The organism is Mesorhizobium sp. P3_A8 (assembly GCF_056402995.1).
The window spans coordinates 180,101-204,918 of sequence record NZ_JBFUGI010000008.1; the positions used below are offsets into that span (position 1 = coordinate 180,101).

Genomic DNA, 24,818 nt, shown 5'->3' on the forward strand with positions numbered 1-24,818 from the left:
TTACGGAAAAACGTTTACGGTGATGCCGTGAATGCCGTGACATTCGGTCTGGAGGGACCGGACGGGAGGAATGCCGGATGATGAATGTCGTCCTCGTCGGCTGCGGAGCGATGAGCAGGCAGTGGCTTGATGCCGCGAGGCAGATCGACGGGCTTGCCATTGTCGGCCTTGTCGACCTCGACACCGAGCGGGCGAAGGCGAGGGCGGCCGAATACAACCTCACCAGTGCCGTCATCGGCACCAGCCTCGACGCCGTGCTCGACCAGACCAGGCCCGACGCGGTGTTCGATGTCGTGGTTCCCGCCGCCCGCCGCGAGGTGGCGCTCTCCGCCTTTGCCCACAATTGCCATCTCCTGACCGAGAAGCCGCTGGCCGACAGTCCTGAGAATGCCCGTGCCATCATCGAGGCAGCCCGCCAGGCTAGGCGTATCCATGCCGTCGTGCAGAACCGCCGCTATGTCGCCAATGTCAGGCGCATCCGGCGGTTTCTCGACTCCGGTGCCATTGGCGCGGCGACCTCGATCCATGCCGACTTCTTCGTCGCGCCGCATTTCGGCGGCTTTCGCGAGGAGATGGCGCATGTGCTGCTGCTCGACATGGCGATCCACACTTTTGACGCCGCCCGCTACATGGTCGGTGGTGAGCCGGCCGGCGTCTATTGCCAGGAATGGGAGCCGGCCAATTCCTGGTACCGGCAGGGTTCATCGGCCAGCGCCGTCTTCGATCTCGGCGGCGGCAAGACATTCACCTATGCCGGCTCCTGGTGCGCCGACGGTTTTCGCACCAGCTGGGAAGGCAGCTGGCGCATCGTCGCCGAGCGCGGCAGCCTCATTTGGGACGGCCATGACGGCCTGAAGGCAGAAGTGGTGGCGCCGGGCCGCGATGGCCTGATCGACAAGACTCAAGCGATCGACGTGCCGCCGCTCGATCCCGCCGATCGCATCGGTGGCCATCTCGGCATCATCCGGGATTTCATGCACGCCATCGAGACCGGCACCGAGCCGGAGACGCGCGGCGCCGACAACATCAAGAGCCTGGCCATGGTTTTCGGTGCCATCGAGAGCGCCGAGACCGGACGCCGCGTGGCGATCACTGCACAGGAAGAAAAATGATGCCAAACCCGCTTCTCGACATCAGGATCGGCACCATGGTGCGGGCCAATCTCGACGACCCGGCCGCATACATCAAACAAATCCTGCCGCTCGGCTTCGAGAGCATCCAGCCCTTCTTCTGGCAGACGCTGGGTGGCAAGGACCTGCCACGGCTGGCCGGCCAGATCCGCGAGGCGATCGGCGATGCCGATGTCATCGTGTCTTCCCTAGGCGTGTTCGGCAATCCGCTGGAGGGTGGCGAGGTCGATCGCGGCGTGCTTGCGGCTTGGGAAGCGGCCATCGACAATGCGCATCTGTTCGGCACTTCGATGGTCAGCGGCTTCACCGGGCGCCTGCGCGGCAAGACGCTGACCGACAGCCTGCCGCGCTTCCGCGAAGTGTGGGGCCCGCTGGCCAAGCGCGCCGCCGACAAGGGCGTGCGCATCGCCTTCGAGAACTGCGCCATGGACGGCAACTGGGCCACCGGCGACTGGAACATCGCCCACAATCCGGACGCCTGGGAGCTGATGTTCAATGAATTGCCCGACGACAATCTGGGTCTCGAATGGGAGCCCTGCCATCAGCTCGTCTATCTGATCGACCCGATGCCGCAGATCCGCAAATGGGCGCCGCGCATCTTTCATGTCCATGGCAAGGACGCCACCGTGCGCTGGGATGTCATCCGCGAACACGGCGTGTTCGGCCGGCTGCCCTTCGTGCAGATGCGCACGCCGGGTTTCGGCGACAGCGACTGGACGCGGGTGATCAGCGAATTGCGGTTGGCTGGATACAAGGGCGCCATCGACATCGAGGGTTGGCACGACCCGGTCTATCGCGGTGACCTCGAAATCACGGGGCAGGTGCGGGGGCTGGAGTATCTCAAGCAATGCCGGGGAGGTGCCAGCTACCTGCCAAATCCGACGTGAGGCCAAATTTGATGTGAGAAGCGGCTAGCGGGAGGAGCCGGCCGTCAAGTGCTACTGCCGAAGCAATCGTCAAAAGCCCCTCGGCTGACGAGGGAACAATGGGAGGACAAGTGCATGAGCATCGCGATCAGAACGACACTTCTGCGCACGACCGTCGTGGCCGCCGCCACTGCGCTCTGCGCCGCCATCTCGACCTTGCCGGCACAGGCGCTCGACGCGCAGTGGTGCAAGGATGTCCACATCAGGTTCTTCGTCGGCGGCGCCGAGGGCGACGCTTTCGGCACCATCGTCTATAATGGCGCCAAGCAGGCGGCGGCCGATCTCGGGCCGAAGGTCGACTACATCTTCTCCGGCTGGGACGTCGAAAAGATGGTGCAGCAATTGCGCGAGGCGGTCGCCGTCAAGCCCGGCGGTATCGCCATGATGGGCCATCCCGGCGACGACGCGATCATGCCGCTGGCCGAGCAGGCGCATAAGGACGGCATCAAGATGATGTACCAGAACGTGCCGGTGCCGAAGGTGACGGCGGCGTTCGGCGGCGGCTATGTCGGCGCGCAGCAGGAGCAGCACGGCCGCGCGCTCGGCGCCGAGGCGTTCAAACTGGCCGGGCTGAAATCCGGCGACAAGGCGATCATGATCGGCCCGTTCGACAATGAGAGCCGGGGCGCGCGCGAGCGCGGGACGGTGGCCGCATTGAAAGAGGCCGGCGTCGATGTCGTACAAATCAATTCTGTACCCGAGTGGGCAGCCGATCCGAATCTGGCCATCCCGGTGATCACCGCGGCACTGCTCAACAATCCCACCGTCAAGGCGGTCGGCTATCCCGGCGGGCAGATGCTCGGCAATGTGCCGACCTACATGCAGGCCGCGGGGAGGAAGCCCGGCGATGTCTTCAACTTCGGCTTCGACACCAGCCCGCAGATCGTCGAGGGCTTCAAGGGCGGCTGGGTGCAGTTGACGGCCGACCAGCAGCCATTCCTGCAGGGCTATCTGCCGATCCTCAGCCTCTGCCAGCAAGTGGTGCTGGGTCTCGCGCCGCTGAATGTCGACACAGGCGCGGGCTTCGTCACACCGCAGAATTATGAGATCGTCTCAGAGCTCGCCAAGCAGGCGCTGCGCTGACCTCCCAAGGCTGCCGGCCGGGTCGAGCCCGGCCGGCAGGACCGCCGGCGAAGATGTCCGGCAAGCGACAATGACAAGCGAGGATCCGATGGCCGAACGCATCATCGAACTGCGCGATATCAAGAAATCCTATGGTCAGGTCTATGCGCTGGGCGGCGTCAATCTCAGCGTCGACCGCGGCGAAGTGGTCGGCCTGATCGGCGACAATGGCGCCGGCAAGTCGACGCTGATCAAGATCCTGTCCGGCGTCGTCAGGCCGACCAGCGGCGAGATCCTCGTGCGCGACAAGCCGGTGACCGGCTGGAGCGCGGCGCGGTCGCGCGACGCCGGCATCGAGACGGTGTTCCAGGACCGGGCGCTCGCCGTGCAGCAGACCATCGTGCGCAACATCTTCATGGGCCGTGAGCTGACCGGCTTCATGGGCTGGCTGAAGGTCAACAAGGAGATCGAGGAGGCGAGCCGGCTGATGCGCGAGATCGGCTTCACCTCAAAGGTGTTCACGCCGCATTCGATCGTCGGCCAGCTCTCCGGCGGCGAGCGCCAGGGCGTGGCGATCGCGCGCGCCATCTACAAGCAGGCCGAGCTGATCATCCTCGACGAGCCGACGACGGCACTGTCGCTGACCGAGACCGCCAAGGTCTTCCATTTCGTGCGCCAGGTGCGGGCGGGCGGACGCTCGATCCTGTTCATCGGCCACAACATCCATCACGTCTTCGATATCGCCGACCGCTTCGTGGTGCTCGACCGTGGCAAGGTGGCGCTGACTGCCGACCGGAGCCAGGTCAAGTCGGCGGAGGAGCTGATCAATTTCATGGAAGACGTCGCGCACCCCGGCGGATTGCCTGGGTTGCACGAGGCCGGCGAAGCGGAGCAGCGAGCGCAATGAGCAAGACCATGGAACCCGATCTCCAAAGCCCTCTCGGCGCGCATGGCGGATCCGCCCGCAAAGAGTGGAAACACCCATCCGACCATTGGCTGCGCGGCTTCGTCCTCGACAACCGCGCCTCGCTCGGCACGCTCGCCGTGTTCATCGTCATGATGGCGGTGTTCATGATCGCCAACCCGACCGTGTTCACCACCTGGTATCTCTACAGTTCGGTGCTGACGACGCTACCTGTGGCGCTGTTCGTGGTCGTGCCGCTGGTCTTCGTCGTCACCTGCGGCGAGATCGACCTGTCGTTTCCGGCAACGATGGGTTTTGCCTCCTGGGTCTTCTCGCTCGTGGTGCAGGCCGGCTACGATCCGTTCGTCGGCATTGCGGCCGCACTTGTCACCGGCATGCTGCTCGGCTTCCTCGTCGGATCGCTGGTCGTCTATGGCGGGCTGTCGTCGCTGATTGCCACGCTTGGCATGAATTTTTTGCTGCGCGGCCTGATCCAGATCATCAACGAAGGCAAGTCGATGTCGCTGACCGGCCTTGCCGACAGCTGGGCTTACAAGATCTTCTCCAGCCAGGTTTACGGTATCCCGGTGCAGATTTTCTGGGCCATAGCCTTCGTCGTGCTGTCGGCGATGCTCTACAACAGGCACCGCTTCGGCGCGCAGGTGAAGGTGGTCGGCGACAATCCCGACAGCGCCCAGCAGATGGGCATCGACGTCAAGCGGGTGCGGGTGAAAGTGTTCGTCTTCGTCGGCATTGGGGCTGCGATCGCCGGCACCTTCTCGGTGATGATCAACTTCACCTGGTGGCCGACGGCGGGCGACGGCTACCTCCTGCCGGTGCTGGCCTCGGTCTTCGTCGGCGGCACGCCGACCTGGGGCGGCATCGGCACCGTTGCGGGTGGCGCGATCGGCGCGGTCACCGTGTCGTTCATCCAGACCGGTGTTGTCGCGGCGGGCCTGAGCGGCTTCTACGTGCAGTTCTTCAATGGGCTGATCATCATCCTGTCGCTGCTCGGCCATAAGTGGAACCAGGCAAGGTACAGGTGAGGGGGTGAGCTGCAGTTGAACGCGGCTCACACCGCCGCGACAAACCCGTCCAGCACGCGTTTCTGGCCGGCCTTGTCGAAGTCGATGGTCAGCTTGTTGCCTTCGATCGCGGAAATGTTGCCGTTGCCGAACTTCTGGTGGAAGACGCGGTCTCCAACGCTGAAGGCGGATGGCGTGTCGGAGACGGATTTGGCGACCAGTTCGCCGTCGATGGTCCGGCCTTTGACCGAGGTGCGGCCGGCGCCGTAGCCTGAGTCGGTTTCGCCATAGCCGATGCGCTCGACCTGATGGCCGGAGCGCGAGCCCCAGTTGCGGTCGGTCGCTTCGGTGCGATTGGCCTGCGCGCGCTGCCAGCCCGGCGTCGCATAGGTGTTGGAGAAGGCGCCGGATTTTTCGGTGTCGGCGCCGACATTGTCGAAGCGCGACGCGCCATACGGGTTCTGCCTTCCTGCCCCTTGGCCGCCACGGCCGGAGGCGAACGAGCCGCTGCCGTACGAATTGCCATAGCCGCCATAGCTATTGCCGCTTTCGGCGACCTCGACATGGGCTTCCGGCAGTTCCTCAAGAAAGCGCGACGGGATGGTCGATTGCCAGAGGCCGTGGATGCGGCGGTTGGAGACGAACCACAGATGCAGGTTCTTCTTGGCGCGGGTCAGGCCGACATAGGCGAGACGGCGCTCTTCCTCCAGCCCGGAGCGGCCGCCTTCATCGAGCGCGCGCTGATGCGGAAACAGGCCTTCCTCCCAGCCAGGGAGAAAAACGGTCTCGAATTCGAGGCCTTTCGCCGAATGCAGCGTCATGATGTTGACGGCGTCGAGCGTGGCATTCTGCTCGGCATCCATGACCAGCGCGACATGTTCGAGGAACGAGCGCAGCGACTCGTATTCCTCCATCGAGCGGATCAGCTCCTTCAGGTTTTCCAGCCGGCCAGGCGCTTCGACCGAGCGATCGTTCTTCCACATATCGGTGTAGCCGCTCTCTTCGAGAATGGTCTCGGCGAGTTCGGTGTGCGGCGTGGTTTCCAGTGCCTTCTGCCAGCGCTCGAAATTGGCTGCCACCTCGCGCAGGGCAGCGCGTGGCTTCGGCTTCAACTCGTCGCTTTCGGCGAGCTTGGCGGCGGCTTCCAGCATCGGCACGCGCAGCGCGCGCGCCGTGTCGTGGATCTGGCGGATGGTGGTTTCGCCAAGGCCGCGCTTGGGCACATTGACGATGCGCTCGAAGGCGAGGTCGTCGGCGCCTTGCGCGACGACGCGGAAGAAAGCCAGCGCATCACGGATTTCCATGCGCTCGTAAAAGCGCGGGCCGCCGATGACGCGGTAGTTGAGGCCGAGCGTGACGAAGCGGTCCTCGAATTCGCGCATCTGGAAGGAGGCGCGGACGAGGATCGCCATGTCGTTGAGTTTGTGTTTTTGCCGCTGATAGGCCTCGATCGTCTCGCCGACGGCGCGAGCTTCCTCCTCGGAATCCCAGGCGGCGTGGACATGCACCTTGCCATCCTCGGGCTCGTCGCGGTCGGTGAACAGCGTCTTACCGAAACGGCCCTCATTGTGGGCGATGAGATGGGAGGCGGCGCCAAGGATGTGCGCGGTGGAGCGGTAGTTGCGCTCCAGCCGGATGATGGTGGCGCCGGGAAAATCCTTGTCGAAGCGCAGGATGTTGTCGACCTCGGCACCGCGCCAGCCATAGATGGACTGGTCGTCATCGCCGACGCAGCAGATGTTGACTTTGTTATCGCTCGCGGGCTGTTCCGCGCCTGCCGGCGCGGGCCCTCCGCGCGGGCCTCGCAACGGCTCGGACGCCCGGTCGGGCTTGCGGCCTTCGGCCGATCGCAGATCCGTCGACGTTGACGCACGCCCGGCATCTGGCCGCTGCGCCAAAAGCCGCAGCCACATGTATTGGGCGGTGTTGGTGTCCTGGTATTCGTCGACGAGGATGTATTTGAAGCGCCTGTGGTAGTCCTTCAACACATCCGGATTGGCGCGGAAGATGCGGATGGGGTGGCAGAGCAGGTCGCCGAAGTCACAGGCGTTGAGTGTCTTCAACCGCTCCTGATAGGCCTTGTAGAGTTCGCGGCCCTTGCCGTTGGCGAAGGCGCGCGCGTCACCCTCGGCGATGTCGACTGGGCCTTGCCCCTTGTTCTTCCAGCCGTCGATCATCTGGGCGAACTGCTTGGCCGGCCAGCGCTTGTCGTCCAGCCCCTCGGCCTGGATCAATTGCTTGATCAGCCGCACGACGTCGTCGGTGTCGAGGATGGTGAAATCGGAACGCAAGCCGGCGAGTTCGGCGTGCCTGCGCAGCAGCTTCACCCCGATCGAGTGGAAGGTGCCGAGCCACGGCATGCCTTCGACATTGCCTTCGCCGATCAGGATGCCGATGCGCTGCTTCATCTCGCGCGCGGCCTTGTTGGTGAAAGTTACCGCCAGGATCTGCGAGGGGAAAGCCTTGCCGGTGGCAAGGATGTGGGCGATGCGGGTGGTCAGTACGCGGGTCTTGCCGGTGCCGGCGCCGGCCAGCACCAGAACCGGGCCTTCGGTGGTCTCCACCGCCAGCCTTTGTTCCGGATTGAGCCCCTTGAGATAGTCGGGCGCACTGTTCTGGCCGCTGCGGGCAGCCATGGCGCGCGCGGCGATGCCCGACGGGGCCGTGGGCCGCGCATTGGGTTCGTCGAAAAAGGGCATGTCTTCCGAAAAGCCGGACATCTCCCCCGAATGTAGTGATTCGGTGGGGAAAGACCAGAACTGTCTACGTTTTGTTCCCGGTAAAGTGCCTGATATCGCGGTTCAGGCCTTGCGATAACCCAGGGCGACGAAGAACCGATGTCCGAACGAGCGCGCTTCGTCCGTCATCACGGCGCCCAGCGCAACCTGCATCTGATCGTAGTAGCGGCTGCCGGCGGGTGACACCAGGAAGGCCTCATAAAGCTTGAGGTCGGCCATGGACATATCCCGATAGATGTAGGCTGCGGATTCCATGGCATCGTTGTCGATGTCACGGCGCAGGCCCTCCGTTTGCTTGCGCAGCAGGGCCATGACCTGGTCGTCGGGCAGGGGCTTTCCGGCCGCGCCCAGCATTTCGGTGAGCATCGCATAGCCCATGTTCAGGGCGACGGCTTCGCCAGTGTCGACGGCGCTGATATCGTCCATCATCTTCCGGTACAATGCGAGCCGGGCCGGATCCCTGGATTGAAGCTCGCCGAGGATTTTGGGCCCCTCGATTTTCTTGCGCTCCTTTGCTTCCGGCGACGAAGCCTGGATCTCCAAGGCGGTGACCTGTTTGCCCAGGGGCGAAGCATAGAACGACGCCAGTTCGGACAGGTCCTTGGCGCTCAGCCTGTCCGCCATCCGGGCTTCGATGGCTGCCTCCATCTTCTCCGGGTCAAAGGCACCTTCCATGGCGGCGGCAAGGGCGTCCTGGACTTTTTGCGGCGGCATCCCCGGCGCCGATTTCACGGCCGCGGTGAAACCCGGGCCGATACCCATCAGCATCTCGTGCAAGCCGTTCACCTTGTTGATGTCGCTGACTGTCTGCGCCGGGGCGGCCACAGTGCCGGCAACGAGTGGCACGAGGCAGTAGAGCACAAACGCAATGCGCGTCAGGGGCGGAACGAATGACGGCATTTTGCTTACTCCACGGGAGAGATCATCCATGGAGACTGATGGAAAACCCTGATGCAGGCAAGATGAATTGCCACCTTGGCGTGTGGGGCAACTTGACAGGCGAGGCAGGCGGGGGAAAGCTGCGAATAGGGGCAGGAACGGTGCACCGGGCTGTCCATGGGGCGTCGCAAAGCGCAACAGTCGAAGGAGTATCATCTTGGCTGTCACCATCACCTCCCTCATCCTCTTCCTCATCGGCCTGGCCCTTGGCGCCGGTGGTATCTGGTTGGCCTCGCTGGGTGGCAGCTGGTACTACATCGTCGTCGCCCTGGCGTTCCTGATCGCCGCCTGGCTGCTCTACCGGCGCCGCTCCACGGCGCTGTGGCTCTACGCGGCAATCGTGCTCGGTACGCTGGCCTGGGCGGTCTGGGAAACCGGCTTCGACTGGTGGGAACTCGGCCCGCGCGGCGGCATCATCGTGCTGGTGGCGCTGTGGCTTCTGACGCCGTGGGCGAGGCGCGGCCTTGCCGGTCCTGACGGGCGTGCGCCACTGATCCTGGCGGTGCTGGCATCGCTGGCGGTGGCCGGCTATTCGATGACCACGGACCCGAAGGACATTGGCGGTGCGCTCGACACCGACAAGGTGATCCCCAACGCCAATCTCGGCAACGATGTGCCGGCGGGCGAATGGCACTTCTATGGCCGCACGCAGTTCGGCCAGCGTTATTCGCCGCTCGACCAGATCACGCCGGACAATGTCGCCAATCTGCAGCCGGCCTGGACCTACCGCACCGGCGACGTGAAGGGGCCGGACGATATCGGCGAGACCACCTATCAGGTGACTCCGCTCAAAATCGGCGACACGCTCTACATCTGCACGCCGCACAATTTCGCCATCGCGGTAGACGCTGCGACCGGCAAGGAGAAGTGGCGCTACGATCCCAAGATCAAGCTCGACAAGGACCGCCAGCACCAGACCTGCCGCGGGGTGTCCTATTATGCCGATGCCGCCGGCGCCGCCGGCCAGCCCTGCGCGACCCGTGTCTATCTGCCGACGTCCGATGCGCGGCTGATCGCGCTCGATGCGGCCACCGGTCAGGTCTGCCCCGCTTTCGCCGAGGCCGGCACGCTGAACCTCTTGACCGGCATGCCTTACCCGAAGTCGGGCTATTATTACTCGACCTCGGCACCGCTGATATCAGGCGGCAAGATCATCGTCGGCGGCGCGGTGAACGACAATTATTCGACGCAGGAGCCGTCCGGCGTCATCCGCGCCTATGATGCGAGCACCGGCAAACTGATCTGGAACTGGGATTCCGGCAATCCGGACCAGACGACGCCGTTGCCGGCCGGCCAGACCTACACCGCCAACTCGCCCAACATGTGGTCGACGCCGAGCGCCGACGAGAAGCTCGGCCTGCTCTATGTGCCGCTTGGCAACCAGACGCCGGACCAGCTCGGCATGGGCCGTAGCGCCAATGTCGAGAAATTCTCCTCCTCGATCACCGCGCTCGACCTCAACACCGGGCAGCTGAAATGGGTACGGCAGACTGTGCACCACGACCTCTGGGACATGGACGTGCCGGCGCAGCCGAGCCTGATCGACATCACCAAGGCCGACGGTTCGGTCGTGCTAGCGCTGGTCGGACCGACCAAGCAGGGCGACCTCTATGTGCTCGACCGGCGCACCGGCGAGCCGTTTATTGCCGTTAAGGAAGTGCCGGCGCCGGGCGGCGCCATCGAGGGCGACCATACGTCGCCGACGCAGCCGGTCTCCGATCTTACCTTCATGCCGAAGCCGCTCACCGGCGCCGATATGTGGGGCATTACCATGTTCGACCAGCTGGCCTGCCGGATCGAATTCCAGGGCCTGCGCTACGAGGGCCGCTACACGCCGCGTTCCGTACAGGGCTCGCTCATCTATCCCGGCAATTTCGGCACCTTCAACTGGGGCGGCGTCGCTGTCGATCCGGTGCGGCAGGTGATGTTTGGCATGCCGACCTATCTGGCGTTCAAGTCGCAGCTCATCCCGCGCGACCAGGTGCCGCCGCCGGATGAAGGACGCGGCAGCGAGCAGGGGCTGAACCGCAATGAGGGCGCGCCCTATGCGGTGGTGATGGGACCGTTCCTGTCGCCGCTCGGCATTCCCTGCCAGGCGCCGCCCTGGGGCTATGTCGCCGGCGTCGATCTGAGGACCGGCGCGATCGCCTACAAGCACCGCAACGGCACCATCTACGACATGACACCGCTGCCGCTGCCGCTCAAGGTCGGGGTGCCCGGCATTGGCGGGCCGATGATCACCGCCGGCGGTGTCGCCTTCCTGGGTGCGGCGGTCGACGACTATCTGCGCGCCTATGATTTGACGTCAGGCAAGCAGCTCTGGCAGGCACGGTTGCCGGCCGGCGGACAATCGACGCCGATGACCTATACGGTCGCCGACGGGCGCCAGTTCGTGGTCATCGTCGCTGGCGGCCATGGCTCGGTCGGCACCAAGCCGGGGGATTATGTCATGGCTTACGCGCTGCCGAAGTAGCTGGGTCGCGCTCGCCGAAAGCAGTTTCGGCGTTAGCCGAGCCCCAAATGGCTCTTCAGGCTGGGCACAGAGCCCAGCACCTGGTTGGTCAAATCGGGACCGGCGGCGACTTCAGCCTGCTGGACCAGAGTCTCGCCGGCCTTCTGGATCTGCGCAATGTCGAGGCCGGATGCCTTGAGCGCGGCGAGGCCGTTGACCAGCGCGCCGGCCTTCTCGCCGAGAACGCCGCCAAGCGCGCCCTGCAGTGATGACAGGAAGCCACCACCCCCGCCGGCAGGGGCCGCGGCCATGACGTCATATTTCTGCGCCAACGCATCGGCGCCCGGGATCTTGGCGAAGAAGGTTGAGGCGGTGGTGCCTTCCGCCTCGTGCTCGAGCACCGAGAAAATGGTGCCGACGACTTTTTCGGTCGTTGCCTGATCAAGGCCGGCCTTCTGCGAGACGGTGTTCACGATATCCTGTACGTCCATGACTTCACCTCAACCTTGGGTTTTCGTGTTTGCCGGACGGCGCTGGCGGCCGCGGACCTTGACCATGGACCTCCGGCTTGCCGCGACAACAGTCGCGCGCATCGCCAGAAGGGCGGTTGCGGCAACCATGAAGGCGGTTGCCAGGATCGGCGAGGGCATGGTCATCGGCGTTTTCCTTTTCAGATCGGCCTTTAGGGTCAGATCGGGCCTTTCGGGACCGTGGCCGCGCGATGGGCGACCGGATTATCAGTTTCCCCTACTATTGTGGCCGCGCCATCAAGATTTGTCGCCGATGACAAGAATGTGATGAGGCTCCGGCCAGCCTCTCAATCGTGGCGAATGACGATCTTGCCGAACGCATTGCCACGCGCGTAGTGGCGGAAAGCCGCCAACGCATCTTCGAACGGGAAGACGCTGTCAATGACCGGCTTCAGCCCGTGCATGGCGATGGCATTGTTCATGGCGAGAAACTGGGCGCGGCTGCCGACGGCAATGCGCCTGACGGTGGTGACGGTGGCGGCGAGGGCGGCGATGCTGATCGACGAGGCGCTCTTGTCCAGCCAGCCGACCTGGCTGACCTGGCCGCTGAACGCCACGGCCTTCAGGGATTGGTCCATGGTTCCGGCGCCGCCGACCTCGACGATCACGTCGACGCCGCGGCCGCCGTTCAGTTCGCGCACCTTGGCATGCCAGTCCGGGGTCTTGCGGTAGTCGACCACCGCGTCGGCGCCAAGCTCCAGCAGGCGCTCTGCCTTGCTGTCGCTGGATGTGGTGGCGATGACGCGGGCGCCGAAGAATTTGGCCAGTTGCAGCGCAAACAGCGACACGCCGCCCGACCCTTGAGTCAGCACGGTCTGGCCGGGCAATAACGGCGCGCCACCCGAGATCGCGTTCCAGGCGGTGACGGCGGCGCAGGGCAAGGTGGCAGCCTCCTCGAACGACAGATGCGGCGGGATGTGCACGGCGGCATCCTCGGGCAACAGCGCGTATTCGCTCAGCATGCCGTCGAGCGAGCCGCCGAGTTGTGCGGCGAAATCCCAGCCGAACGGCCCATCGATCCAGCGCGGGAAGATGGCGGCGGCAATCCTGTCGCCGACCTTGACGCGGGTGACGCCGTCGCCGATCGCCACGACTTCGCCGGCGCCGTCGGAAACAGGGATCAGATCGGGCTTGACCGGCAGCGGATAGTAGCCTTGCAGGATAGACAGTTCGCGGGCGTTGAGCGAGACGGCGCGGACGGCGACCAGTATCTGGTGCGGGCCGGGCGTGGGGATCGGCTCGTCATGCATGACGATGCCGTCAATGCCGCCGCCGAGATTGGCACGGTAGGTTTTCATGGTGTTTTCCTGTTGTCCGGGTCTGTTGATGGCGTGATTTACGACACGATGAACTGGTGGTCGGAAAGGATGCGGCCCTCATCGTCCAGGACGAAGAACTCATGGCCGACAGCAAGCACCGTATCGGAGTCCCGCGGCAGCATTTCCCAGGTCAGCAGGACGCCGTTCTGCACGACCTGAATGCCCGGTCTTGCGCGGAACCGGTTGCGTCCCTGAACGACATTTTTCTCGTGTGAAGCAGTTACGCGCGCCTCGATTTCGGCATGACCATGATAGGCGGCCGATGTCAGATAGTTCGCGCCTTCCGGAGCCCACAGCTCGGTGATCGTCTGGCGCCGAACGGCGGCGTCGGTTTCATGCCACATGGCGACATAGCGGCTCGCCATTTGCTCGATGGTCTTCATCGGTCGTCTCCTTTTTCGAACGCTGTCTATGGAGGCAAGCTATTGGAATCAATTGGCTGGAAAAATTGGTGAAATCGGTATAGGCAATAAACATCATCTATATAATCTAGAGAACAGCATGGCTCGTACCGACGTTTTCACCGGCCTGTCCGAGTTCCTCGCGGTTGCCGCGCATGCAAGCTTCCGGGTCGCGGCGGCCGAACTTGGCGTGACGCCCGCGGCGGTCAGCCAGGCGGTCCGCACGCTTGAGGCTCGCGCCGGCATGCCGCTGTTCCAGCGCACGACACGGCGCGTGGCGCTGACGGAAGCGGGGAGGGATTTTCTGGCGAGGCTGAAGCCGGCCTCCGACGAGATCGGCGACGCCTTCGACGCGCTGTCGGTTCTCAGCCAGCGCCCGATGGGAAACCTCAAGCTCTCGGTGCCGCGCATTGCGCTGGAGCTGGTGCTCTATCGGCTGCTGCCCGGCTTTCGCCACGCATTTCCCGACATCACCCTGGACATCGACGTCGACGATGCCTCGGTCGACCTGATGGCGGGTGGCTATGATGCCGGCATCCGCATCGGCGAATTTATCGAGCAAGACATGATCGCCGTCAGGATCACGCCGGACTTTGCCTGGTCGGTGCTTGGCGCACCGTCCTATTTCGCCACGCGTGGACGGCCGCAAGCACCCGAAGACCTGATGCATCACGAATGCATCCGCTACCGTTTTCCGACCGCGCGAACAATCTACCGCTGGCAGTTCGCGCGCGACGGCCGTGAATTCTCGCTCGATGCGCCCGGCGGCATCGTGGTCAACGATCACATCAGCATGATCGAACTGGCCACAAGAGGCGTCGGCCTCTGTTATTCCGCCGACAGAGTTGCCGCCACCGAGCTGGCATCCGGTGCGCTCGAGCCGGTGCTCCAGCCCTTTCTGCCGACCAAACCCGGCCTGTTTCTGTACTTCCCGACCCGCAGCCAGGCGCAACCGAAGCTGCGCGCGTTCATCGACGCGGCGACCGGGTTCATGCGCTCGCGATGAAAATGCGGTTTCGATGTCTCAGTCATTCGTGACTGGACGGGGCAACGCGCGCCCCTATCTTGCGCATATCCCGAGACCGAAGGAGCGCGCCATGACCGACGTCAACACCAAGCCTGCGATCACCCAGGCGATGATCGATGCCTATGACGAATACACGCATCTGACGCTCGACCGCCGCCGTTTCATGGAACAATTGACCAGGCTTGCCGGATCGGGTGCGGCAGCCGCGGCCATTGCGCCGATGCTGGCGGCGAACTCCGCCCAGGCGGCGATCGTCGCCGACAACGATATCAGGGTGAAGGGCGAGGACATCACCTATCCCGGCAGCAGCGGCGAGATGAAGGGCTATCTGGTCAAACCGGCAAACCAGACCGGCAAGCTCGGCACCGTCATCGTCATCCATGAAAACAGAGGGCTCAACCCGCATATACGCGACGTCGCCCGGCGCGTGGCGCTGGAGGGGTTCGTGGCCCTTGCACCGGATTTCCTGTCGCCGCTTGGCGGTACGCCCGGTGACGAGGACAAGGCGCGCGACATGTTCACCAAACTCGACCCGGCGCAGACGGTCGCCAACGCCGTGGCGACCGTTGCTTTCCTCAAGGCCGACAAGGATGGCAACGGCAAGGTCGGCGCCATCGGCTTCTGCTGGGGCGGCGGCACGGCCAACATGCTGGCCGTCAACGCGCCCGACCTCGCCGCCAGTGTTGCCTATTACGGCATGCAGCCGAAGGCCGCCGACGCGTCGAAGATCAAGGCCGCGCTGATGCTGCACTATGCCGGGCTCGACGATCGCACCAACGCCGGCATCGATGCCTTCAAGAAGGAACTCGATGCCGCGCATGTCGAATATACGGTCTATGTCTATGAAGGCGCCAACCATGCCTTCAACAACGACACATCGGCGGCGCGCTACGACAAGAAGGCGGCCGATCTCGCCTGGGGCAGGACGATCGCCTTCCTGAAGGAAAAGCTGAAATAGCCGGTCAGGCGACCGACGGCGCCCAGACAGTTTCGAAGGCCGGCGACAGGGTGAAGCCGGCAGGCCGCGTGGAAACGGGCGGCGGGCGGCGCATGCCCTCCTGAAGGTACTGCAAAGCCGATGTCAGCCCGTTCATCGTGTAAGGCTTGGCGATGACGCCGATCGCACCGGCGAAATGATCGGGAATGCGCTTCGGATTGGCGGTCATGAACACCACCATCGAGCTCTTCTTCTGGCCGATATATTCGGCCACCTCGACGCCCGTCGGGCCATCGGTGAGGTGGATGTCGACAAAGGCGATGTCGGCATCCGTGGACTCAACCATGCTCTTTGCCTCCGACGAGGATGTCGCCCAGCCGACGACCTTATGGCCGGCCTCTTCGACAAGGCTTTCCAGTTCCATGGCCAGCAGCGCTTCGTCCTCGACGATCAGGACCTTGAGCGGTTCAATCATGACACATTCCCTTTTTGCTGCGGTTCGTTCGGCATCGAGATCACGACCTTGGTTCCGGGTCCGGCGTCGCGCCATTCGATATCGGCTTGCAACTGGCGGGCGAGCGACTTGATCAGCCGCATGCCGAAAGACGCATCGCCACTTGCATCGGTCATGCCGACACCGTCGTCTGACACCTCGATGTTGAAGTGGCCGTCGGGCTGGCTCATCTTGATGCCGATGCGGCCGGCCGTGGTCCCGTCGGGTCCTTCCTTGAAGGCGTGCTTCAAAGCATTGGTGACGAGTTCATTGACCATCAGCGCGACAGGCGTCGCCTTTTCCGCTGAAATCACAATGGGTTCGAGCTCGAGTTTCGACTTGATCCCGGAGCGCCCCGACGCCGTCAGTAGATCGGTCACCAGGTCCTTGGCGAAGTCCGAGACGTCGAAACGGCTGACATCCTTCGACTGGTAGAGCCGGCGATGCACGGTGCTCAGCGCCTCGATACGCTCCAGCATGGTGGTTAGCGAATGCCTGGTCGCTTCGTCCTGTATGGTCCGGCGCTGCATGATGATCAGGGACGAGATCATCTGCAGATTGTTTTTCACCCGATGATCGACCTCGTGCAGCAAGGTGGTCTGCGCCTCCAGCGCTGCTTCCAGTTCGGCGGTGCGCTCCTTCACCGCTTTCTCGAAGCGGTCCTTGTCGGCGGTGATGCGATGTTCCGATCGCTTGCGATCCGAGACATCGAGTTGCGAGGCGAAAAAGAACTGTAGTTCGCCTTTGTCGTTGGAGACGGGGCTGAGGTAGAGCGCGTTCCAGAAGGTCGACCCATCCTTGCGATAGTTCAGGATGTCAACGGCGACGTCGTTTTTGTCCTCGATCGCCGAGCGTATCTCCGCAATGGCAGCCTTGTCGGTCTTCGGCCCCTGCAGGAAGCGGCAGTTCTTGCCAATGACCTCGTCGCGGCCATAGCCGGACAGCCGCAGGAACGCGTCATTGGCAAAGACGATCGGATTATCGGGCTGACGGGGATCGGTGATGATCATCGACATGCGGGTGGCGCGGATGGCCGCCGCGAACGGGTCGCCCTTGCCATGCTCGACATGAAGGTCGTCCGTCATGTGCCAAGCGTCGGCAGGCTCCCTGGTCCGTTTCCAGTCCATTGTGTCACTCCAAGCCGTTTTCGTGGGGGACAACGGCTCAAGTGAGGAATTGGTTCAATCCTGGACGTGTTGTCGCAGTTTGGCGGGATCGGGAACCGACCCGATAGTTTTACAACCAATTGATAAGAAAGGTTTTTTGGTGCCTAGCGTGCCCGTTGCAGGCTTGTGGAAGGCAACGCCTGCGACCACCAGCGCGATGCCCAGGCAATCGCCGAAACTTGGAATCTGGCGCAACACGATGACGCCGATCAGCGTTGCAGTGACCGGCAGCAGCGACAGCATCAGCGCGAAACTGGAGCGCGGCAATCGCGACATGGCAAGCTGGTCGCAGACATACGGGATGACCGAAGAGCAGATGCCGACGCCGATGGCGGCGATGAGCAGCGGCGGTGAGAAAAAGGCGGGCAGCGCATCGGTGAAGCCGATCGGCAGCACGACGATGAAGGCAACCGCCATGGCGGCACCCAAGCCGGCGATGCCGTCGCCGGCGCCGGCACGGGCGACGCGGTGGCCGAGCACGATGTAGCCGACAAAGAGGGCGCCATTGAGGAAGGCCCAGAACAGCCCGATGGGATCGCTGGACCATTTGACATCGATGAGCAGCAAGGTGCCGGTGACGGCCACGGCAAGAGCGGCGAGATTGCGTGGGCTTCTCAGACCGATCACAGCGATGCCGATGGTGCCGACGAATTCGATCGCCGCCACCAGCGAGATCGGCAAGCGGTCGAGCGCGAGATAGAAGGAACAGTTCATCACCGCCAGGCAGGCGCCCAAAGCGACGAGCAGGAGCCGGGTCGAGCGATCAGCGCGGGCAAAGGTTTGCCACGGACGGGTCAGCGGCGCGAAGATCAGCGCGGCGGTGGCGATGCGCAGCCACGCCATGCCGAGCACGCCGACATGCGGGAACAGCAGCACGGCGAAGGCCGGCCCGAGATAGTGGAAGACGGCGCTGACGCCGAACCAGACATGCGGTGGCAGTTTTGTCGCCAGGCCGTCGAGTCTGGGACCACTGGGGGCAGGGCGGGCGGCGGGTGCTTGCATCTGATCGTTCATCGGATCAGTATCGCAGGTGATTTTTTCACTTAATATAAGGAATGGCCGATCCATCAGGCTGTTTCGTTCGCGGAAGCAAGGAGTTTTCATTGAAACGCCTTCGAACTGAAAATATCGATCTCGATGCGGCCGACATGAAGATCCTGCGTCTGCTGGAAAAGGATGCACGCGCGAGCACGGCGGAGCTGGCGCGCTCGGTCGGCCTGTCGGCGCCAAGCGTCGCCGAGCGCATCAAGCGGCTGCAGGAGAATGGTGTGATCGAGGCCTATTCGGTCAGGATCAATCCTGCGGCCCTTGGCCTGAAACTGTCGGCGTGGCTGCGCATCCGGCCGGTGCCGGGGCAACTGGCCGTCGTGGCCGAGATCATCCGCGAACTGCCGGAGATCGCGCAATGCGACCGGGTGACCGGCGAGGACTGTTTTATCGCTTTGGCGCATGTCGGCTCGGTGACCGAGCTCGAACGGGTGATCGACCGGATTATTCCTTATGCGATGACGAATACGGCCATCATCCAGTCATCGCCTGTGGTGGCGCGCTCGCCGCTGGCGGCGGTGAAGCGGTTGCCGTGAAACGGCACGATTGACTGGTTTACCCGATGTTTCCAGGCAGCCTCACCGGCGCTATGCGTGGCCGCGCTTCAGGCGGGCGCGCTTCAAAATGCTGCGCCAGCGGATCATGTCGAACGGGATCGGCTCGTTGTTGTTGGCGATGTGAAAGATCTCGTTGTCGACGTTCTTGAGCGAACGCCAGAAATCATAGTCAGTGATACGCGGATCAGCGGCCAGCCTGTCCACCTCGACCTTGATGTCGGTTTTCATGCACGTCCCTCGAACCGGCTTCGCCCCGCCGCCCGTAAAACAACCCAGTGCGGACGTTTTCGACCGCTCTGCTGAGTCGTTCAACGGCTCAATTGGCTTGTTCCCGTTAAAACCTCGGTAAGGTTAACGCGGGCACCAGGCCGCTTCAAGCACTGGTGCCAGCCGATTTGAGGGTTCTGCGATTTTGGATCGCCAGTGTGGCTTTGAGGTCCGGTCTATTTGCGTTTGATGCCGATTGAGCGGCCGGCACGTTCGGGCATGGGCAATGCCGAATGCGCGGCGCGCATGGCTTCGATCTTGGCCAGAACATCAGCGGGGAAGGGCGCGACCTTCGGCCCCGACATATCGACATGCAGCGACAGCGTCTCGGACGTGGCGGCGAGCCAGCCGTCGACATGGCGGATTTCCTGGTAGGCCCTGAGCCGCTTCGCATCATGGTCGATGAGCTGGAAGGAGACCGTGACCTTGTGGTCGAGATGCAGTTCCTGCACGTAGCAGACATGGACCTCGGCGGTGTAGATGGTGAGCCGCCGCTCTCTGACATAGTCCAGCCCCATGCCCATCGCTTCGAAGGCCTCGTCCGAGCAGCGATCGAACAGCACGTTGTAATAGGCCATGTTGAGATGGCCGTTGTAATCGATCCAGTCCTTCTCGATGTCCATGGGCCTGGAGACGAAGGGGGCGGGGATGGGCATCGAAACTTCCTTGTTCTGGCGCTGGACAGGGCGTGGTGGGTAAGACTTTTTTGTTCTGACGCAATTCCGGACGGAAAACCGCTTCGCACTTTTCCTGGAATTGCTTTAGGCATCCATAACCCCATAACAAGCGTGGGCGCTGGTCCATTCGCGGAGGAATTCATGGCTCTGAGCGACCTCAATCCGGTCGAACGCAACGAGGAAGGCATTGCCGCGGTGCTTGGCATCCTCAAGCAGCAGCTGGGCGAGCGCTTCCAGACCGGCGAAGCGATCCGATCGCAGCATGCGCACACCACCACCTATATCCCGACGCAGGCGCCCGATGGCGTGGCTTTCCCGGAAACGACTGAAGAGGTGCAGAACATCGTACGCGCTTGCGCGGCGCACTGCGTGCCGGTGATTGCGTTCGGCGTAGGCTCGTCGCTGGAAGGCCACACCAACGCGCCGGGGGGCGGCATCTCGGTCGACACCTCTCGCATGAACCGCATCCTTGCGGTCAATCCGCAGGATCTCGACTGCACGGTCGAGCCCGGCGTGACGCGCGAGGATCTGAACCGGCATCTGCGCGACACCGGCCTGTTCTTTCCGATCGATCCCGGCGCCAATGCCTCGCTCGGCGGCATGGCGGCGACGCGGGCCTCCGGCACCAATGCCGTGCGCTATGGTACGATGCGCGAGAACGTGCTGTCGCTGACCGCTGTCATGGCCGACGGCGAGACGGTGACGACTGGCAAGCGGGCGAAAAAGAGTTCGGCTGGCTACGATCTGACCCGGCTGCTGGTCGGATCGGAAGGAACGCTTGGCATCATCACCGCGCTGACGCTGAAGCTGCAAGGCATTCCGCAGGCCATTTCAGGCGGCGTCTGTCCGTTCCCGAGTGTCGAAGCGGCCTGCAACGCCGTCATCGCGACGATCCAGATGGGCATTCCCGTGGCGCGCATCGAACTGGTCAACGCGCTGCAGATGCGGGCGATGAAGAACTATTCCAAGCTCGACTATCCCGAGAGCCCGTGCCTGTTCGTCGAGTTCCACGGCAGCGATGCCGGCGTTGCCGAACAGGCAGAGACTTTTGGCATGATCGCCGAGGAAAATGGCGGTGGCCCGTTCCTGTGGACCAGCGTCGCCGAGGAGCGCACCAAACTGTGGAAGGCCAGGCACGACGCCTATTGGTCCTCACTGACACTGCGGCCGGGCGCCAAGGGCCTGTCGACCGATGTCTGCGTGCCAATCTCGCGCTTTGCCGAATGCGTCATGGAAACAGAGGCCGATATCGCCGAAATGGGCTTGATCGCGCCGATCGTCGGTCATGCCGGCGATGGCAATTTCCACGTGCTGGTGCTGATGGATGTGAATGATCCCAAGGAGATCGCGCTGTCGGAGAAGTTCGTCGCGCGGCTCAACATGCGGGCGATCGCCATGGACGGCACCTGCACCGGCGAGCACGGCATCGGCCAGGGCAAGATCGGCTTCCTGCGCAGCGAACTCGGCCACGGCGTCGATATCATGCGCACCATCAAGCAGGCGCTCGACCCGCAAAACATCATGAATCCGGGCAAGATATTGCCGGCTGTGGGGTAGGGAACATCCGGCCGCAGTCCAGAGCCGGCGCGGGTCCGGCACCTCCGATCATACAGGCGCGCGGCGTCCCGGCTCAGCCTGGTGGAGATAGCCGGTGAACGTGTCGGGAGACGTGGGCTTCGACAATTGGGCGACGATGCGGCCGACCTCGCCACGATGATAGCCGCCATGGGTGATGACGTGAGCCAGCATCTCTTCGCGCGACATTTGCCCGGGACTGCCACTCGTAAAGGTGAAGGGGATCGTCTCGGCCAGCTCTTCGGGCTTCAACTCTTCGACATAGCGCAGGTACCACCGATCCGTTTCGGTGATTGCCGCTGACAGTTCGGCGAGTGTCGGCGTGCTGCTCGTGCCGGTGTCCCGATAGGCGTGCTTCTTCTTCTCGATATTCGAGGCAAAGATACTGTCGACGACATAAGCGTGATTGATGGTTTCGAGGATCGCGCCAAGCTGCTCCCCGGGGAGTTCGCTCTCGATTTCGGCCAGCAGAGCGAGCAATTCGTCGTCGGCCCAGCTTTTGTAACGGAACAGGGACAGAAGCAGTGTTTTGCTGCTCATTACGGTCTCTCATTGGCTTGCGTTGCGGGCTTGGATAAATGTGAGCTGACAGTCGCATTTTGATTGGGAAGCCCTGATATGGCCACTCGCGTTCCCTCAGAGCAGGCAAGCGTGCGCAAAGCGCCACGGCAGCAGCGGTCGCGTGCGACCGTGGACACGATTGTCGAGGCGGCGGCTCGCGTTCTGGCGCAACGCGGCTGGGCGGATTTCACCACCAACGAAACCGCGGCGATAGGCGGTGTCAGCGTCGGTTCGATCTATCAGTATTTTCCCAACAAGCTGGCGCTGGCGGAAGAGATCCGCAAACGCCATCTCGACGCGGTGCTCACGGCGATTTCCGGTTCAGAAGAGCATGGCGCGGCGATGACCCTCGAGCAGCGTGCAGCGAAGCTGATCGATGGCGTCGTTGCCGCCCATAATGTCGATCAGGATTTGCATCGCGTCCTGCTCGACGAGGTGCCGCTTGCCGCGCGCTCGACGCAGGATGCATTCGAGGCGGAATATCTGCGCCGCTACCAGGCCGTGATCGCATCGGCCGCGGGCAAGGCCAATCCCGAGCGGGACGAGATTGCCGGACGCGTCCTTTCAGGCGCGGTCGAAGGGGTCGTGCACAGCGCGGCGCGGCATGGCGAACTCGATTCGCCGGCGCTGCGGGCCGAGCTCATCGAACTGGTCTGCGCCTATCTGCGCGGCCGATCCGCGCGCTGATCGGTTCGGTCTCTCACCCGAGCGGCCGCCTACTTCTCCTGCGCGCCTTCTACAAGCGCCTGCAGCATGGGGCGAGTCGGCGCGAAGAATGTCAGGTGCGCAAGCCAACTGCCCGCATTCACGGTCTTCCCGCCAGTAGCCTGCTCAAACTGATTTCGACAAACTCCGCACCCATCAGTCCATCTTCAGCGAGGCCTGTTGGGATCACAGGCCTCCGTTCTCTGGTTCCCCGGACGATATCGTCGTCTGAATATCTGACGATCGTGTCTGGCAAGATGTGTAGCGCGTCGTGATGGATGAATTCTGGGATAGGCCAATCGGCCCGGTTCCAGCCTCCAATCTCTCCAAAGATCTCCCACTTGCCGTCTATGAGATGCAGATCGCCAAATCGCCCGACGACAATAGCTTCAGTTGGCAGAAGATCGCTCGCATTGGTATCCGCTGAAAACATTCTCGGGCCGAAAAAATAGCCCAGAAGTATTCGTCCTCCCGGAGCCATTCTCGCCACGACTCCCCTCGCAAAGCCTCCATCGGACAAGGGAATCCGAAAAACCGAGCCCTCGCGATATGGCAGCCGTTTCGCCAATTTCGATCCCCCCAGTCACTTGATCGCTACCGAGCTAGTCCACTGTCGTGGATCGCCAGCAGACAATTTTTCGGCTGAGGCCGCAACCAATAGCTCGTCTTGACCGCGCCACCATTCGGGTCGAGTCTCCCCAGACGGCAGGCCTGAAAAGACAGGCGTGCCGGCTGAGGAGGACTGTCATGGCCATTTCACGCAAGGAAGAAGCCCGCGCGCTGAGCGCCGATGAGACGGAATTGGTGGAGAAATCGCACCATCCGGCGGTGCAGGAGCTTTCCGACGCCGACCTTTCCGGTCTGGTCAAGCTGCTGCGCGAGCGGCGCGACAAGGCTCAGAGCGAGGCGCATCGGCGCCGGCGCGAGATACGCGGCAAGGGCGCGCCGAAGGGGGCCGCTCCCGCGAAGGCCGATGGCGGCTCGCAGGTCAAGCTCGCGGTGCTGGCCATGGCGATGCGGCGGCTGAATGGCGAGGCGGAGCGTCGGCGCCAGCTGGCGGCTCGGATTTCGCTGGTCGGGAATGCGCGCAAGGCACTGGCCATGAAGCAAAATGCACCGGCGGACGGTCCCGCGTACAATTCGCGGACGGCTCACAAAGGCATGCGGGCCGTGGCCAACGAGCGGGCGCCGAAGCTGGTGCGGCCGGCGGAACTCGGCCGGCAGCGCAAGGCGGGCAAGGTGGCGCAAGCGAAGCGCGACGCACGCTGATCCTCGCGGAAAGAGCCGTCGGCCTCCACTTTACCGTGCGGCGGGAAGCTGCTGCTGCGCGCCCTCGACAAGAGCCTGCAGCAAGGGGCGCGTCGGCGCGAAGAAGGTCGTGCCGGTCTGCGGCGTCGAGACATCGAGCAGCCGGTCGTAGGCGCCCGGCGGGTCGCCGACATACATGCGCTGCAGCATCTTTTCGGTGACCCAGAGATACCTGGAATAGCCGATGAAGTAGGTGCCGAACTCATTTTGCCCGGGGCGGCCGAACGGCATGTTGTCGCGCAATATATCGTACTCGTTGCCGTCGGCATCCTCGATCGTGGCCAGCGACTTGTGCGATTTGCGCGGCGCGTCGTCATCGTCGATTTCGATGTTGTCGATCTTGGTGCGGCCGATGATCGCCTCCTGCTCGGGCGTCGGAATGCGCGCCCAGGCCTGCATGTCGTGCAGATATTTCTGGACGACGACATAGGAGCCGCCGGCAAAGTCGGCATCCTCGTCACCGACCAGCGCCGAGGCGGGCAGGTCGAGGCCGGTCGGGTTGGCGGTGCCGTCGACAAAACCGAGCAGGTCGCGGGCATCGAAATAGCGAAAGCCGGTCACTTCATCGACGACGGTGACATCAGGACCGAGCCGGTCGAGCAGGATACGTTCGAACTCGAAGCACATGTCGGGCCGCTCGGCCCGGATGTGGAAGAGAAGGTCGCCCGGGGTCGATGGCGCCGAATGGACCGCTCCCTTGATCGGTGCGAACGCTTTCAACTCCAGCGGCCGCCGGCCGGGACTGAGCCGGTCCCAGAGATCGCGGCCGATACCGGCAATGCACGACAGGTGGCCGCCAAGGTCGCGGAACCCGACAGTCTTGACCAGATCGTCGAGTTCGCCGAGCAGGGAGCAAACCTTGGCCAGGGCTGGTTGGCCGCCGGCGACGGTGACGACAAGGAAAATCGCCGACTGCGAAAGCGGCGCATCGACGCTCTGCGCGTCGATCGGCACGCGGTCCCAGTTCTTGCCCGACATCCGAAATCTCCGCTTTTCCCGGATTTGTTTCAGATCGTCCGGGATGACGCAATACTGGATGAATTGCCTCTTTATCGACACGCGGATGCGGGTA

Annotated in this window: 26 protein-coding genes; 12 read left to right on the forward strand and 14 right to left on the reverse strand. The window is 63.4% G+C overall.

The features are described from left to right. Positions 1–77 precede the first annotated feature (77 nt). From AC1DX4_RS20205 to AC1DX4_RS20225, 5 genes are all read left to right on the forward strand, one after another. Complete coding sequence (locus tag AC1DX4_RS20205; protein WP_477221964.1) at positions 78–1,112, forward strand: Gfo/Idh/MocA family protein; 1,035 nt, start codon at positions 78–80, stop codon at positions 1,110–1,112. Continuing rightward, a complete protein-coding gene (locus tag AC1DX4_RS20210; RefSeq protein WP_477221965.1) occupies positions 1,112–2,017 on the forward strand; it encodes a sugar phosphate isomerase/epimerase family protein in 906 nt (301 codons plus the stop codon). Before AC1DX4_RS20205 ends, AC1DX4_RS20210 begins: the two co-directional genes overlap by 1 nt. A gap of 114 nt (positions 2,018–2,131) precedes the next feature. After that, positions 2,132–3,139 carry a substrate-binding domain-containing protein gene (locus AC1DX4_RS20215; protein ID WP_477221966.1) on the forward strand — a complete coding sequence of 336 codons (1,008 nt, stop codon included), beginning with the start codon at positions 2,132–2,134 and terminating at the stop codon, positions 3,137–3,139. An 88-nt stretch (positions 3,140–3,227) separates the two neighbouring features. Further along, positions 3,228–4,025: an ATP-binding cassette domain-containing protein gene (locus AC1DX4_RS20220; RefSeq protein WP_477221967.1), complete on the forward strand. Its 798-nt coding sequence runs from the start codon at positions 3,228–3,230 to the stop codon at positions 4,023–4,025. After that, positions 4,022–5,068, forward strand: coding sequence for an ABC transporter permease (locus tag AC1DX4_RS20225; RefSeq protein WP_477221968.1), 1,047 nt, complete (start codon positions 4,022–4,024; stop codon positions 5,066–5,068). The genes AC1DX4_RS20220 and AC1DX4_RS20225 overlap by 4 nt, the downstream gene beginning before the upstream one ends. Positions 5,069–5,094: 26 nt before the next feature. Here AC1DX4_RS20225 and AC1DX4_RS20230 read toward each other — a convergent pair whose 3' ends face one another. Next, entirely contained in the window at positions 5,095–7,767 is a 2,673-nt protein-coding gene (locus AC1DX4_RS20230; RefSeq protein WP_477221969.1) for an ATP-dependent helicase, read from the reverse strand. A gap of 81 nt (positions 7,768–7,848) precedes the next feature. Then, positions 7,849–8,685 (reverse strand): DUF2059 domain-containing protein, encoded by an 837-nt coding sequence (locus AC1DX4_RS20235; protein WP_477221970.1) that lies wholly within the window; start codon positions 8,683–8,685, stop codon positions 7,849–7,851. 196 nt (positions 8,686–8,881) lie between these two features. On the opposite strand from AC1DX4_RS20235, the gene AC1DX4_RS20240 reads away from it, so the two are divergent. Continuing rightward, complete coding sequence (locus tag AC1DX4_RS20240; RefSeq protein WP_477221971.1) at positions 8,882–11,197, forward strand: glucose/quinate/shikimate family membrane-bound PQQ-dependent dehydrogenase; 2,316 nt, start codon at positions 8,882–8,884, stop codon at positions 11,195–11,197. Between the two features lie 32 nt (positions 11,198–11,229). Here the strand turns inward: AC1DX4_RS20240 and AC1DX4_RS20245 are convergent, their stop codons facing one another. From AC1DX4_RS20245 to AC1DX4_RS20260, 4 genes are all read right to left on the reverse strand, one after another. Next, on the reverse strand, positions 11,230–11,667 hold the full coding sequence (locus AC1DX4_RS20245) for a hypothetical protein (RefSeq protein WP_477221972.1): 438 nt from the start codon (positions 11,665–11,667) through the stop codon (positions 11,230–11,232). A gap of 9 nt (positions 11,668–11,676) precedes the next feature. Continuing rightward, positions 11,677–11,832 carry a hypothetical protein gene (locus AC1DX4_RS20250; protein WP_477221973.1) on the reverse strand — a complete coding sequence of 52 codons (156 nt, stop codon included), beginning with the start codon at positions 11,830–11,832 and terminating at the stop codon, positions 11,677–11,679. Positions 11,833–11,993: 161 nt separating this feature from the next. Continuing rightward, entirely contained in the window at positions 11,994–13,004 is a 1,011-nt protein-coding gene (locus tag AC1DX4_RS20255; protein WP_477221974.1) for a zinc-dependent alcohol dehydrogenase family protein, read from the reverse strand. A 38-nt stretch (positions 13,005–13,042) separates the two neighbouring features. Beyond that, complete coding sequence (locus AC1DX4_RS20260; RefSeq protein WP_477221975.1) at positions 13,043–13,408, reverse strand: hypothetical protein; 366 nt, start codon at positions 13,406–13,408, stop codon at positions 13,043–13,045. A gap of 118 nt (positions 13,409–13,526) precedes the next feature. On the opposite strand from AC1DX4_RS20260, the gene AC1DX4_RS20265 reads away from it, so the two are divergent. Both AC1DX4_RS20265 and AC1DX4_RS20270 read left to right on the forward strand, forming a co-directional pair. Then, a complete protein-coding gene (locus AC1DX4_RS20265; protein ID WP_477221976.1) occupies positions 13,527–14,432 on the forward strand; it encodes a LysR family transcriptional regulator in 906 nt (301 codons plus the stop codon). Between the two features lie 91 nt (positions 14,433–14,523). After that, on the forward strand, positions 14,524–15,411 hold the full coding sequence (locus AC1DX4_RS20270; RefSeq protein WP_477221977.1) for a dienelactone hydrolase family protein: 888 nt from the start codon (positions 14,524–14,526) through the stop codon (positions 15,409–15,411). 4 nt (positions 15,412–15,415) lie between these two features. Here AC1DX4_RS20270 and AC1DX4_RS20275 read toward each other — a convergent pair whose 3' ends face one another. From AC1DX4_RS20275 to AC1DX4_RS20285, 3 genes are read right to left on the reverse strand one after another with little or no spacing between them, the layout of a single operon-like run. Then, the gene (locus AC1DX4_RS20275) at positions 15,416–15,865 is read right to left on the reverse strand and encodes a response regulator (protein ID WP_477221978.1); all 450 of its coding nucleotides are present in this window, start codon (positions 15,863–15,865) and stop codon (positions 15,416–15,418) included. After that, the gene (locus AC1DX4_RS20280; RefSeq protein WP_477221979.1) at positions 15,862–17,010 is read right to left on the reverse strand and encodes a histidine kinase dimerization/phosphoacceptor domain -containing protein; all 1,149 of its coding nucleotides are present in this window, start codon (positions 17,008–17,010) and stop codon (positions 15,862–15,864) included. The genes AC1DX4_RS20275 and AC1DX4_RS20280 overlap by 4 nt, the downstream gene beginning before the upstream one ends. A gap of 54 nt (positions 17,011–17,064) precedes the next feature. Then, positions 17,065–18,063: an EamA family transporter gene (locus AC1DX4_RS20285; protein WP_477222110.1), complete on the reverse strand. Its 999-nt coding sequence runs from the start codon at positions 18,061–18,063 to the stop codon at positions 17,065–17,067. Positions 18,064–18,152: 89 nt separating this feature from the next. Between AC1DX4_RS20285 and AC1DX4_RS20290 the strand changes: the two genes are divergently transcribed. Next, positions 18,153–18,632 (forward strand): Lrp/AsnC family transcriptional regulator, encoded by a 480-nt coding sequence (locus AC1DX4_RS20290; RefSeq protein WP_477221980.1) that lies wholly within the window; start codon positions 18,153–18,155, stop codon positions 18,630–18,632. Between the two features lie 51 nt (positions 18,633–18,683). Here the strand turns inward: AC1DX4_RS20290 and AC1DX4_RS20295 are convergent, their stop codons facing one another. Then, a complete protein-coding gene (locus tag AC1DX4_RS20295; RefSeq protein ID WP_013894716.1) occupies positions 18,684–18,881 on the reverse strand; it encodes a hypothetical protein in 198 nt (65 codons plus the stop codon). Between the two features lie 215 nt (positions 18,882–19,096). After that, the gene (locus tag AC1DX4_RS20300; protein WP_477221981.1) at positions 19,097–19,576 is read right to left on the reverse strand and encodes a thioesterase family protein; all 480 of its coding nucleotides are present in this window, start codon (positions 19,574–19,576) and stop codon (positions 19,097–19,099) included. A 162-nt stretch (positions 19,577–19,738) separates the two neighbouring features. Here AC1DX4_RS20300 and AC1DX4_RS20305 point away from each other — a divergent pair, with 162 nt between their 5' ends. Then, a complete protein-coding gene (locus AC1DX4_RS20305) occupies positions 19,739–21,154 on the forward strand; it encodes an FAD-binding oxidoreductase (RefSeq protein WP_477221982.1) in 1,416 nt (471 codons plus the stop codon). Between the two features lie 48 nt (positions 21,155–21,202). Here the strand turns inward: AC1DX4_RS20305 and AC1DX4_RS20310 are convergent, their stop codons facing one another. Further along, positions 21,203–21,712 carry a DinB family protein gene (locus AC1DX4_RS20310; RefSeq protein WP_477221983.1) on the reverse strand — a complete coding sequence of 170 codons (510 nt, stop codon included), beginning with the start codon at positions 21,710–21,712 and terminating at the stop codon, positions 21,203–21,205. 78 nt (positions 21,713–21,790) lie between these two features. On the opposite strand from AC1DX4_RS20310, the gene AC1DX4_RS20315 reads away from it, so the two are divergent. Further along, the gene (locus tag AC1DX4_RS20315; protein ID WP_477221984.1) at positions 21,791–22,420 is read left to right on the forward strand and encodes a TetR/AcrR family transcriptional regulator; all 630 of its coding nucleotides are present in this window, start codon (positions 21,791–21,793) and stop codon (positions 22,418–22,420) included. A gap of 118 nt (positions 22,421–22,538) precedes the next feature. On the opposite strand, the gene AC1DX4_RS20320 is transcribed toward AC1DX4_RS20315, so the two are convergent. Further along, positions 22,539–23,006: an Imm26 family immunity protein gene (locus tag AC1DX4_RS20320; RefSeq protein ID WP_477221985.1), complete on the reverse strand. Its 468-nt coding sequence runs from the start codon at positions 23,004–23,006 to the stop codon at positions 22,539–22,541. A 179-nt stretch (positions 23,007–23,185) separates the two neighbouring features. Here AC1DX4_RS20320 and AC1DX4_RS20325 point away from each other — a divergent pair, with 179 nt between their 5' ends. Further along, positions 23,186–23,707, forward strand: a complete 522-nt coding sequence (locus AC1DX4_RS20325) for a hypothetical protein (protein WP_477221986.1) — start codon at positions 23,186–23,188, stop codon at positions 23,705–23,707. A gap of 30 nt (positions 23,708–23,737) precedes the next feature. Here AC1DX4_RS20325 and AC1DX4_RS20330 read toward each other — a convergent pair whose 3' ends face one another. Then, the gene (locus AC1DX4_RS20330; protein WP_477221987.1) at positions 23,738–24,724 is read right to left on the reverse strand and encodes a Dyp-type peroxidase; all 987 of its coding nucleotides are present in this window, start codon (positions 24,722–24,724) and stop codon (positions 23,738–23,740) included. Positions 24,725–24,818 lie beyond the last annotated feature (94 nt).